Genomic DNA, 11,060 nt, shown 5'->3' with positions numbered 1-11,060 from the left:
CAACGCTCTGCGTTGGGGTATTGTAGACAAGCTACAACGCAGAGCGTTGCGGCGAGAAAAAAGGTATTTTGCGTAAGTCCTGATAAAGTATCAATAGAAGTGAAAAAGCATGGATTGGGAAGAAATTATAAGCACGCAATGGATTGGGATTGGAATCTCAATCCTGATCATTCTTTTTACGGTTTTTCTAGGACGCTGGCTGATCAAGATGCTGTTCAGCCGCATTATTCGTCGTTTTACCCGCTCTACAAAAACCACATTCGATGATGTCCTGTTGGATACATTAACAGCACCCCTCTATTGGCTGGCCGTAGTCTATGCATTCCAGTTTTCTCTTACCCGTCTGGATTTTTTTGTTTCAGCACTCAGCTTTAATCTTGAGCCAACCTTCTATGTGCTCTATTGATTGACCGGTTTTTCCATAACATGGAGATTGGTTTCCAATATTGGCAAATGGTACGAAAAGCAATTGAGCTCTACGGACGAGGTAGAGCTTGCTGAGCGATTAATGCCTTTTTTGAGACGCGTGCTCTTGATCTTGGTAGTGGTTATTTTTGCGATCATTTTGCTGGATTTTTTTGAGATTGAAGTCGGTGGTATGGTTGCCACCTTGGGGATTGGTTCACTTGCAATTGCTCTTGCAGCGCAAGCGGCTTTATCCGATACTATCAGCGGATTCGTAATTATGATGGATCGCCCCTATAGAATTGGAGATCGGATTGAAGTACAGGATTTGAGTACCTGGGGGGATGTGGTTGATATCGGGCTGCGCAGTACGCGCATCCGCACCCTTGATAACCGCATGGTGATTATACCAAACTCAGTTATGTCCAAGAGTCTGATTGTCAACCATTCCTTTCCCGATACGCAATATCGTATCCAGATCCATATTGGGATTGCCTATGGTTCAGATATTGAGCAGGCGCGCCAGATCATTGTGGATGCGGTGCGCCAGGTTGAGGGGGTTTTGCCAAATCGCCCCGTGGAAGCGTTATTTCTGGAATTTGGTGATTCAGCAATCACCTTCCGGGTCCGTTGGTGGCTCGAGTCCTATATTGATACGCGACGTATGTTCGATAGGGTTAATACGGCCATATATAACAGCCTGAACAAAGCCGGGATTGTCATCCCCTTCCCGCAGAGGGTGATCACATACAAAAAGGATCCTGCAAAAGACCCGGGAAGCGTTGAGGTCTTTCCGAAAAAAGAATAAAATATGGCTTAAATCAAAAGGCTCCGATTTCTCAGTCGGAGCCTTTTGATTTAAGCCATGAGGGGTTATACGGGTTGAATTGAATCGTATAGCATTTTGTCAAATCCGGCCTTCTGCTCTTCGGTTTGACCTTCCATAAGATCCTTATGTACCACACCACCATGAGCCATGGCTTTTTGTAATGTTTCTTCTTTATTTTCCCCAGTTGCGGAAAATTCGCAATCAATCCCAAGATCCTTGCAAGCAAACTTATGCATTATTTCTCCTTTTCTTCAAATACCAATAAAAACGTACAATCTTATAATAGCACAACTCAGGTCGGATTTGTATTAATCTAGACTTAGAGATTGATAAGAGTAGACTCAATTCTGCAGGATGGTATTATTTCTGTGTAGAGGGCACTTACACTATGCCAACAGAAAAAGAAGTCTATCAAAAATATGCTGATCAGTATGAACGCCTTATCCAGCGTGAGGATTATCAGGGCAATATCCTGCGAGAAATCGAGAAACTCGTTTCGCTCGAGGATTTGGACGTGGTCGACCTCGGTGTGGGGACGGGGCGGCTGGAGCTTTTGTTATCTGGCGGTTTGGAGCGGTGAGGGGTGGAAATCCGCGTTGGACGATGGACTCAAAGAGATCCGGCGAATTTTACGGCCGGGCGGAAGTGTGATCATTTTTGAAACAATGGGTACGGGAAACGAGAAGCCGAATCCACCGGAGCATCTTGCTGGCTATTTCGAATGGCTTGCTGAAGCAGGTTTCCAGTCAAGTTGGCTGCGGACAGATTATCAATTTTCATCACTGGAAGAGGCCGAAGAGCTGGCTACTTTTTTCTTTGGCGAAGAGATGGGGAAAAAAGTTGTTAAAGAAAACTGGCAAATATTGCCGGAATGTACCGGAGTTTGGTGGCGGAGTTGTGACTAATAAAAGACTTCCGAAGTTTTTGTGTTCAGAGATATTATTCCCTGGTTAGCACATGTGTGACCGCAGTAGCTGCTGGCCCGCCCAACGATTGGATCAGGGCGACTTCGTCCGTCCTGTTCTCGGCCCTGAGCCTGCTGGCTGCTTCGACAGCCTGGTAGACACCCGTAGCACCGCCAGGGAAACCACGCGCCTTCAAGCCACCACTGGTGGCGCAAGGAATTGATCCATTTAGTGCGATCTCGCCATCGCGGGCCAACTCCCAGCCTTTGCCACGTTCGGCAAATCCAGCCGCTTCTAATGAAAGGGCGGCGTAGATCGAGTAGGCATCGTGATATTCAAAGAAGCTGATCTGTTCGCGAGTCACGTCTGCCTTTTGGAGCGCTGCTTCAACGGAACGTTTCGCTGCGTCAAAGCTTAGCGGATCACGCCTGTCGTGCAGGCTCAGCATTCCTGAAGAGGAAGCAGACCCGGAGATCCGGACGAGCGGATGATGAGAATTAGCAGGCAAAAGTTTGGAGCGAGTCAAAATGATCGCGGCTGCGCCATCCGCTGTAGGCGCGGCATCAAATATATTTAGCGGTTCGCTGATCATACCCGCGCGCGCGTAGGTCTCGGCCTTGATCGCACGTTGGAACATGGCGTTGGGATTGGATACCGCGTTGGCGTGGGCCGTGACGGGAAATCCGGCCAATCCATCTGCGGGGACATCAAACTCGTGCAGGTAGCGGCGCATGAGTATGGCGGCCTGCGAGGTGGGGGTGAGCCCCTGCACGGCTTCAAAATCGCTATCTGTGGCGGTGGCAAGGGCATCTTCTACGCCTGCGTCAACCATGTCTGTAAATTTTTCGACGCCAACGACGAGGGCTACATCTACCATGCCGCTTTTTACGGCCAGATAGCCCTGACGGAGCGCAGCGCCGCCGGAGGCTCCAGCTGCTTCGATGCTGACCGCTTCGATACCGATCAACCCGCTAAAATCGGCAATTAGCGCGCCGAGGTGGGCTTGTTTGGAGAGGTTGGGAGCGAGCATATTGCCGACAAAAAGCGCCTGGGGGCGCAACCCGCCCGCGTCTTTGATCGCGGCTTCGAGGGCGAAATGGGCCAGCTCGCGAATTGAAAATTCCCAATGCTCGCCGACGGCGGTCTGACCGATGCCGGCGATTACGATTGATTCTGTCATAAGGGTCTTCCTTCTTTGTGGAGCATTTGAGATGTGTAGAAAGTGAGGGGATGAGTGAGAAGTGACAAGTGATGAAGGAAAAAAAACTTCTAACTATTCACTTTCTATTTGACCGTTATCTTGCCTCGCATCCGCGCATAGGTTGCATAATCAATTTCTTTGCGACGAGCGATATAGTCCTGGGTTTTCAGCGCAAGGTCTCGGCGCTCGAGCAGCTTGTCCGTGACGGTCAGTGAGATCGCATCCGAGCCTGCACCTGAACCGAAGGAGGTCATCAGGATACGGTCGCCGGGCCTGGCAATATCGAGCGTTGCGGTCAGGCCGATGATCGCCGCGCCAGAATAGGTATTGCCGATCATTGGAGATAGCAGGCCCGGCTCGATCTGTTCTTTTGAGAAACCCAGCATTTTCGCAACCCGCATGGGGAATTTGGCATTTGGCTGATGGAAGATCGCCCACTGATAATCTTTGGGCGTCGTCCCCATCGCCTCCATCAGGGTGCTGGCGGCCTTGCTGCTATGCTCAAAGTAAGCCGGTTCTCCGGTAAAACGTGAACCATGTTCAGGATATTTCTGGTCGGCACGCCGCCAGAAGTCGGGGGTATCGGTAACATAGGAATAAGAGGCTTCAACGATGGCCAAAGACTCTTCCGACGGGCCAACGATAAAAGCCGCCCCGCCCGCAGCAGCGGTATATTCGAGTGCGCTCCCGGGCTTGCCCTGCGCGGTATCCATACCGATAGCCATGGCATAATCCGCCATCTCTGAGCCGACAAATCCCATCGCGGCGACAAAGGCTTCCGTCCCCGCTTTGCAGGCGAATTCCCAGTCACCAGCCTGGACGTGGGGGACTGCGCCGATGGCTTCCGCAACGATCGTGGAAGTGGGCTTGACCGCGTATGGATGAGATTCAGAGCCGACCCAAACAGCGCGTAACTGGTGGGCATGAATCCCGGCGCGTTTGATCGCATTCCGGGCGGCTTCGATGGACATGGTGGCCACATCCTCATCGAGACCGGGGACGCTCTTTTCTTTGATCGGTACACCGCCCTTGCTACCCTTCCAGACGCGGAGGATCTCCGTCGCGGGGAGGCGGTAACGGGGCACATATGCGCCGTAGCCAATGATCCCGACCGGGCGGGAGGGTTTGAGTAAAAGATTTTTCTTTTCAGTCATTATTTCTCCGAGTATTGCGTAATTCGAGATTTGATGTTCGATTATTCGATTATCGAATAATCGGTTTTTTCTTTTTTAATATTTCTTCCGCCCGATCAATCCGCACCATTTTTTCCGCCACCATCTGTGCGGCGACCTGCTCAACCAGCTCTCCGCTCGCGCCTGCCGCAATAGCGACCTGTCGCGCATGCAGGGACATATGTCCGCGTTGGATGCCCTCGGTGGCGAGGGCGCGCAGGGCGGCCAGATTTTGCGCCAATCCTACGGCAACAATAATTTCAGCTAATTCAGATGCTGTATTTACCTTCATCAACTTGAGGGCAATTTGTGCGGTGGGATGCACCCTGGTCGCTCCTCCGACGATGCCGACTGCCATCGGCATTTCCAGGGTGCCGACGAGATTGCCATCGCCATCCTGCCCCCAGGTGGAGAGAGATGTATATTTCCCATCTCGGGCGGCAAAGGCATGTGCGCCTGCTTCGATGGCGCGCCAGTCATTTCCGGTGGCGATGACGACCGCATCCACGCCGTTCATGATGCCTTTGTTGTGCGTTGCGGCACGGTAAGGATCGACAGCAGCAAATGCCCAGGCTTCGATGATCCCATCGCGGACCTCTTCGCCGGTGTAGTTTCTTATGCCCTCACCCTCCGCCCTCTCCCGGGGGGAGAGGGGACTTGTCCCTTCTCCCCTTGGGAGAAGGTTAGGATGAGGGGATGTCTCAAATGCCAACTCATCCACAGGAATAGTACATTTTACTTTTGCAAGACGCCTGTCAGAGAGATTCGAAAGAATACGAAGATGAACACGTCCGCCAGTGAGTTCTTCGAGACGCGGCGCAAGTTTTTCGCAAGCGGTGTTTACGGCGTTGGCACCCATCGCATCACGGACATCGTAAATCAGATGAAGAACAAGAAATGCACCAATGGGGGAATCCTCGATCACGCGGATTTCCAGGTCCCGTGCGCCGCCGCCGAGTTCTTTCAGGATGGGATCAATTTGGTCTGCTTGGGCAAGTAGAGATCCGCGCTCTCCCTCGATTGCCATGATCGCGGCGGGGATGTCGTCCACATCGAGGATTTGGATCTGGCCGATCATCTCCGGGGCAGAGGAAGTTGCATGAAATCCGCCGCCTGTGCGGGCCAACTTTGCCATAAAGGAGGCACCCGCCACAACCGAAGGCTCTTCGATCACCATCGGGATCAACCTGTCGATGCCGTTGATGGTAAAGTTCAGGCCGATGCCGAGGGGTAGATTATGCGTGGCAACCACGTTTTCGACCATCAGGTCAGCTTCTTGCGTGGTCAGCAAGCCCGAGGTAAGGAGCGGGGTCAGCAAATCCAAATCCATACCTGCGGCTTTGGCAAGGGCGTCCAGTTTTTGATCTAAAGAGAGTTTGTAAAATCCGGGTATACGAGAATTGGTCATTTCCTTTTTGGGACCTTTGGATTTGGAGAGCTTTGAGAGATTACTTCTTGATTTTATGAAGAAGTGCTGGCAAAAGCTATCAAAGTAGATATAATATCCCTTGAGGAGCATTATGACATTATCTTGTGAACAACTGCAAGACCGTTTGCTGGCTTTGCACCGCGCCAATTTGGATTTGATTAAAGATGTTTCGCTGGATACCTTGCTCAAGCGAATTGCTATTGTCGCAAGAGAACAGGCAGAAGCGAAATATGCTGCGTTAGCAATTTTGGATGATCAGGGGAATTTATTAAAATTCGTTTCAGATGGACTTGACGAAGGCATCATTAAGAAAATACCACATGAGCCAAAAGGCTTAGGGCTGTTGGGCATATTAAGGGATACCGAAGAGCCGATCCGTCTGCCAGTTTTGGGTGATGATCCACGCAGTGTCGGCTTCCCTGAAAACCATCCACCGATGGACTCTTTTTTGGGCGTACCCATCCTTGCCGCGAAACATCAACTCGGGCAGATCTACCTGACAAATAAAATCGGCGCCAATGAATTCAGCGTAGAAGATGAACAGATTGTTCAAATGTTGGCAGGATATGCCGCCGCAGCGATCCAGAATGCACGTCTTTATGATAATTTGCGTGAGCGCGATATTACCCTCACCCAGCGCAGTGAAGATTTAACCTTGTTAAACGATGTCGCATCCGCGTTGGTACCCACTTTGGGGCTGGATGAGATCGTTAATAAAACGCTTGCATTGGTGATGGATTATTTGAATGTGGAAGCAGGAGAAATATTTCTTTTAGATGAAGAAACCGAAACCCTGCGACTTATTCTCCATCGTGGAGAAGCGGCTAAAGCCTTCTGGACACAGAGCCGTTTTAAACTGGGGGAAGGATTTGTAGGCATTGTAGCAGCAGAAAACAGAACACTGGTCAGTGAAGATCTTTCCAAGGATATGCGATACCTTCGGTCAGCCGTGGTGGAGGCGGGCTTCCGTCAATTTGCCTGTCTGCCGCTCACCTCTGGTGAAAAGATGATCGGCGTTCTCGGCATCGCCAAACGAGGCGATGAGGCTATTGATGATCGCAGCATCCAACTTTTGACAGCCGTCGGCAATTGGGCCGGACTTGCCATTGATAATTCCCGCATGCATAGTAATGCCCGCCGTTTGGCAGTGCTCGAAGAACGTGAACGGATCGGTATGGATATGCATGATGGAGTAATCCAATCGATTTTTGGTGTAGGCTTATCGCTGGAGAATATTATTCACCTGGTAGACGAAAATCCTGTCCAGGCAAAGGAAGGTATTAAACAAGCCACTGAAGGGTTAAATAAAGCCATTCGTGATTTACGTACCTATATTCTCGATCTTCGCCCTCGTCAATTGGGAGAAGAGAATCTCCTGGTTGGCCTTCGCCGCCTATTGACAGAATACCGGGTCAATACCCTCTCAGAAGCGATGCTGACCGGTAAGGAAAAAGATGTTGCAAACATCCAGCATAATGATGCCCTGGCTCTTTTCCATATTTGCCAGGAAGCGCTTGCCAATACCGCCAAGCACGCACAGGCCAAGCGTGTCAGCGTTAATCTTTGGACAACACCAGAGCGAGTCCTGATGGAAATCGAAGATAATGGCAAGGGATTTGATATTGATAAAATGAGTATGACCCTCGGGCATGGCCTCTCCAATATCCATACCCGTGCTCGGAATGTGAACGGCGATGTCGAAATTACTTCTGCTCCAGGCGAAGGCACGACCATCCTGGCATGGCTGCCTCTTGAAAAAAAGAAGCAAAAGCGATGACGAAGATGCTCTCTGGAAAACGAATCCCTGAATTCAGTGTTTCACAACAAGTCCAAAATTATTTTACGAATTACAATTATTTAAGGTTCCTCAAACCCCCTGAACACCCATGACAATTAACCCCCCATATATGGGGGGTGTCCAAATGGTTGAGTCAGCTTAGTGGATGAAACAAATATTCTATTAAAAAATGCGGATGGTTTATTTCCCTTTAGAGATTTTTAAGGTTGGGTAACCTTAAAGTATCAGAAGTTTTTAAGATATCGTAGGTTTGACGTGTAGAAAAAAAGGATATTTTTTGCTACAATCAGGGCGGTTCAAAAAGGACTTCTGTAATGCAAAAAGCGAAATCCTTCTCCAATTAAAAGTTAAATAAGTAAACAACAAAATAATATTTTTTACCCCCCAACCTTCATTCAGGGGACTTGTTTTATATACCCTCCTTTCCCAGGGGCGTAAATAGTGGAGAATGTGCATGGATGCAAATATAGCCTGGCAAACAGTACTTGGTCAACTACAAATGGAAATGCCGAGAGCTTCGTATGATACCTGGGTGCGTGATACCCGCCCCATGAGTTACGTAGACGGTCACTTTACCGTTGGCGTACAAAATGCCTATGCTCGTGACTGGCTTGAAAGCCGTCTTGCAAGCACCGTTAGCCGCCTCCTTGTCGGTGTCATGAACCGTACGGTGGATGTGGACTTTGTTGTCTCCCAGATTGAAAAAATGGAGACAGTAGAGAATGAGCAAGAATTTGTAGAAGAAGAAAGCGAAACGCCCGCCCTTCAACCTGCTCATTCCAGCCTAAACCCCCGTTACACATTCGATAACTTCGTCGTTGGGGCGGGAAACCGCCTTGCCCACGCAGCCTGTCAGGCTGTTGCTGAAAAACCAGCCCGCGCTTACAATCCTCTCTTCCTTTACGGAGGGGTTGGGCTGGGCAAAACCCATCTTCTCCACGCCATAGGCAATGCCTGTGTTTCCCGTGGGTTGAATATCCTCTATGTTTCATCCGAAGAATTCACGAACGACCTGATCAACGCCATCCGCACGCAAACCACTCCCGCCTTCCGGGATAAGTATCGCACCGCCGATGTCCTCCTCGTGGATGATATCCAATTCATCGCTGGAAAAGAATCAACCCAGGAAGAGTTTTTTCATACCTTCAACACCCTGCATGGACAAGACAAGCAGATCATTGTCTCCTCTGACCGTCTTCCAAAATCAATGGGCACTCTCGAGGAACGTCTTCGCTCCCGGTTTGAGTGGGGACTTACCGCTGATATTCAACCCCCCGATCTTGAAACCCGCCAGGCGATCCTGCGTTATAAGGCAGAGCGTTCCGGGCATCACGTTCCCGACGAAATATTGGAGGTGATTGCCCAGCGCATTCAATCCAATATTCGCGAATTGGAAGGCGCCTTTAATCGCGTCGTCGCCTTTGCAGAATTGAGCGGTACATCGGTCACCCCTGAATTGGCAGAGATTGCGTTGGCAGATCTCCTTCCCATTTCATCCGAGATCCAACCCCAGCGTGTTGTGGATTTGGTTGCGGCATCCTTCAATCTTACGACTGAGCGTTTGATCAGCCGGGATCGCTCAAGGGCGGTCGCCTTGCCGAGGCAGATCGCCATGTATCTGCTGCGTCGGGAGGCCGACATCTCACTGCCCCAGATCGGTAAAATATTGGGAGGGCGTGATCATACGACAGTTATCTATGCCATTGATAAAATCACAGATTTGCTGGAAAGTGACGAAAATCTCCGTCGACAGGTTGTTCAAATCAGGCAGAAACTGCATAGCCAATCTACTGCAATATAATAAAAACAAGGGTTCTGGTGATATCACCAGAACCCTTGTTCTTTTATAGGACTTACGCATTTTAATAGACTTTGTCCCAATGCCCTGCGTTCGGGTACTATAGACTGACAGCAATGCTCTGCGTTGCTGCTAGAAAAAAGTATTTTGCGTAAGTCTTATTTGAATAAATATCACCCAGTCAGCCAGTAAAACTATGGTATACTAATCGCCGCTCCCGCCGTGGGCGGAGAGCATATCACACACGTCTCTGGACTTGCCTTGCGTGCCGCGGATCGAAAAGAACGCGGTCAGGGTGAGGGTGAAGGAGACGGAGGAAAAACGCAAAAGGAGTATTCTCTAATGGCAGTTATCTCTATGAAAGCCTTGCTTGAAAGCGGCGTCCACTTCGGGCACCGTACCAATCGTTGGCATCCGAAGATGAAACCCTATATCTTCACCGAGCGCAACGGCATCCACATTATTGATCTGCAGCAAACTGTAAAATCCATCCACGAAGTTTATGGCATCGTTAGTAAAGCTATTGCAAATGGCGGTGAAATTCTCTTTGTCGGCACCAAACGTCAGGCCCAGCAAACCGTTGCCGATGAGGCTTCCCGCTGTGGCATGCCGTACGTCAACGAACGCTGGCTGGGTGGTTCGCTCACCAACTGGCCGACCATTTACCTGCGCATCCAGGAATTGGAACGATTGGAAACCATGCAGGCAAGCGGAGAAGTTGAGTTATTATCTAAAAAAGAGGGCTTGATGATCCAGCGTCAGATCGACAGACTACATCATCGCCTTTCTGGTTTGTTGACGATGAAAAAAGTACCCCAATTACTCTTTGTTGTAGATATTGGACGTGAACAAGCCGCAATCCACGAAGCAAACTTGCTTAAAATTCCTGTCATTGCGATGGCAGATACGAACTATGACCCTCGCTATATTGACTATGTGATCCCCTCGAATGACGATGCCATTCGCGCCATCAAATTGATCGTTGGCACAATGGCAAATGCTGTCCTCGAAGGAAAATCTGCCCGCCAGGAAGAGGAGGCAGAAGCCCAGGCTGCTGCTGAAGCCATGCCTGACAAGGGAAAGGGATCGCAGCGTAAGGAAGTTGCCCCTGTTGCGGATGCTTCTGACCTGAGCGACGAGGAATTACTCGGTGCAGCGACCCTTGAGAAAATGAGTGCAGAGCGTGAAGCTGCTGAAGCCAAGGAAGAAAAAGCTGCTGAAGCCAAAGAAGAGGAAAAAGCTACTCCTGCGGCTGAAGAAGCCAAGGAAGAGAAAAAGGCCGCTCCTAAAGCTGAGGCCGCCAAGGTAGAGGAAGAAGCTGCTCCTAAAGCTGATGCCGCCAAGGAAGAGGTAAAAGCTGCTCCCGAGACTGAAGAAGCCAAGGATGAGGAAAAGGCTGCTCCCAAGGCCAAGAAAGCACCAGCAAAGAAAAAAGCTGCGGCAGAGGCTGAGGACGCCAAGGAAGAGAAAAAGGCTGCTCCCAAGGCCAAGAAAGCACCAGCAAAGAAAAAAGCTGCGGCAGA

At 50.0% G+C, this 11,060-nt stretch carries 11 protein-coding genes; 7 read left to right on the top strand and 4 right to left on the bottom strand.

The features are described from left to right. The first annotated feature begins 109 nt into the window (after nucleotides 1–109). Together AC3DOM_RS07765 and AC3DOM_RS07760 are read left to right on the top strand one after the other, a co-directional pair. Nucleotides 110–406: a hypothetical protein gene (locus tag AC3DOM_RS07765; RefSeq protein WP_487918469.1), complete on the top strand. Its 297-nt coding sequence runs from the start codon at nucleotides 110–112 to the stop codon at nucleotides 404–406. A 63-nt stretch (nucleotides 407–469) separates the two neighbouring features. Further along, nucleotides 470–1,213 (top strand): mechanosensitive ion channel family protein, encoded by a 744-nt coding sequence (locus tag AC3DOM_RS07760; RefSeq protein WP_487918468.1) that lies wholly within the window; start codon nucleotides 470–472, stop codon nucleotides 1,211–1,213. Nucleotides 1,214–1,278: 65 nt separating this feature from the next. On the opposite strand, the gene AC3DOM_RS07755 is transcribed toward AC3DOM_RS07760, so the two are convergent. Next, on the bottom strand, nucleotides 1,279–1,470 hold the full coding sequence (locus AC3DOM_RS07755; RefSeq protein ID WP_487918467.1) for a DUF1059 domain-containing protein: 192 nt from the start codon (nucleotides 1,468–1,470) through the stop codon (nucleotides 1,279–1,281). Between the two features lie 152 nt (nucleotides 1,471–1,622). Here AC3DOM_RS07755 and AC3DOM_RS07750 point away from each other — a divergent pair, with 152 nt between their 5' ends. Further along, a complete protein-coding gene (locus AC3DOM_RS07750) occupies nucleotides 1,623–1,814 on the top strand; it encodes a hypothetical protein (protein WP_487918466.1) in 192 nt (63 codons plus the stop codon). A 16-nt stretch (nucleotides 1,815–1,830) separates the two neighbouring features. Then, entirely contained in the window at nucleotides 1,831–2,139 is a 309-nt protein-coding gene (locus AC3DOM_RS07745) for a class I SAM-dependent methyltransferase (protein WP_487918465.1), read from the top strand. Nucleotides 2,140–2,173: 34 nt separating this feature from the next. Here the strand turns inward: AC3DOM_RS07745 and AC3DOM_RS07740 are convergent, their stop codons facing one another. From AC3DOM_RS07740 to AC3DOM_RS07730, 3 genes are all read right to left on the bottom strand, one after another. Next, nucleotides 2,174–3,319, bottom strand: a complete 1,146-nt coding sequence (locus tag AC3DOM_RS07740) for a thiolase C-terminal domain-containing protein (protein ID WP_487918464.1) — start codon at nucleotides 3,317–3,319, stop codon at nucleotides 2,174–2,176. Between the two features lie 104 nt (nucleotides 3,320–3,423). Continuing rightward, nucleotides 3,424–4,494: a hydroxymethylglutaryl-CoA synthase gene (locus tag AC3DOM_RS07735; protein ID WP_487918463.1), complete on the bottom strand. Its 1,071-nt coding sequence runs from the start codon at nucleotides 4,492–4,494 to the stop codon at nucleotides 3,424–3,426. A gap of 49 nt (nucleotides 4,495–4,543) precedes the next feature. After that, complete coding sequence (locus tag AC3DOM_RS07730) at nucleotides 4,544–5,920, bottom strand: hydroxymethylglutaryl-CoA reductase (RefSeq protein ID WP_487918462.1); 1,377 nt, start codon at nucleotides 5,918–5,920, stop codon at nucleotides 4,544–4,546. A gap of 112 nt (nucleotides 5,921–6,032) precedes the next feature. On the opposite strand from AC3DOM_RS07730, the gene AC3DOM_RS07725 reads away from it, so the two are divergent. The 3 genes from AC3DOM_RS07725 to rpsB all read left to right on the top strand — a co-directional run. Beyond that, complete coding sequence (locus AC3DOM_RS07725) at nucleotides 6,033–7,718, top strand: sensor histidine kinase (protein WP_487918461.1); 1,686 nt, start codon at nucleotides 6,033–6,035, stop codon at nucleotides 7,716–7,718. A gap of 475 nt (nucleotides 7,719–8,193) precedes the next feature. Then, on the top strand, nucleotides 8,194–9,540 hold the full coding sequence (gene dnaA / locus AC3DOM_RS07720; protein ID WP_487918460.1) for a chromosomal replication initiator protein DnaA: 1,347 nt from the start codon (nucleotides 8,194–8,196) through the stop codon (nucleotides 9,538–9,540). Nucleotides 9,541–9,879: 339 nt separating this feature from the next. Further along, a partial coding sequence (rpsB, locus tag AC3DOM_RS07715; protein WP_487918459.1) for a 30S ribosomal protein S2 occupies nucleotides 9,880–11,060 on the top strand: 1,181 nt, incomplete at its 3' end.

It is taken from the genome of Candidatus Desulfolinea nitratireducens, from assembly GCF_982879505.1.
Note: the sequence above shows the minus strand (reverse complement) of the source record. Positions and strands in the feature narration are given on the sequence as shown.

Coding starts and splice junctions, on each gene's coding strand:
- AC3DOM_RS07765 (WP_487918469.1), top strand. CDS start 110: ATGGATTGGGAAGAAATTATAAGCACGCAATGGATTGGGATTGGAATC.
- AC3DOM_RS07755 (WP_487918467.1), bottom strand. CDS start 1,470: ATGCATAAGTTTGCTTGCAAGGATCTTGGGATTGATTGCGAATTTTCC.
- AC3DOM_RS07750 (WP_487918466.1), top strand. CDS start 1,623: ATGCCAACAGAAAAAGAAGTCTATCAAAAATATGCTGATCAGTATGAA.
- AC3DOM_RS07740 (WP_487918464.1), bottom strand. CDS start 3,319: ATGACAGAATCAATCGTAATCGCCGGCATCGGTCAGACCGCCGTCGGC.
- AC3DOM_RS07735 (WP_487918463.1), bottom strand. CDS start 4,494: ATGACTGAAAAGAAAAATCTTTTACTCAAACCCTCCCGCCCGGTCGGG.
- AC3DOM_RS07730 (WP_487918462.1), bottom strand. CDS start 5,920: ATGACCAATTCTCGTATACCCGGATTTTACAAACTCTCTTTAGATCAA.
- AC3DOM_RS07725 (WP_487918461.1), top strand. CDS start 6,033: ATGACATTATCTTGTGAACAACTGCAAGACCGTTTGCTGGCTTTGCAC.
- dnaA (WP_487918460.1), top strand. CDS start 8,194: ATGGATGCAAATATAGCCTGGCAAACAGTACTTGGTCAACTACAAATG.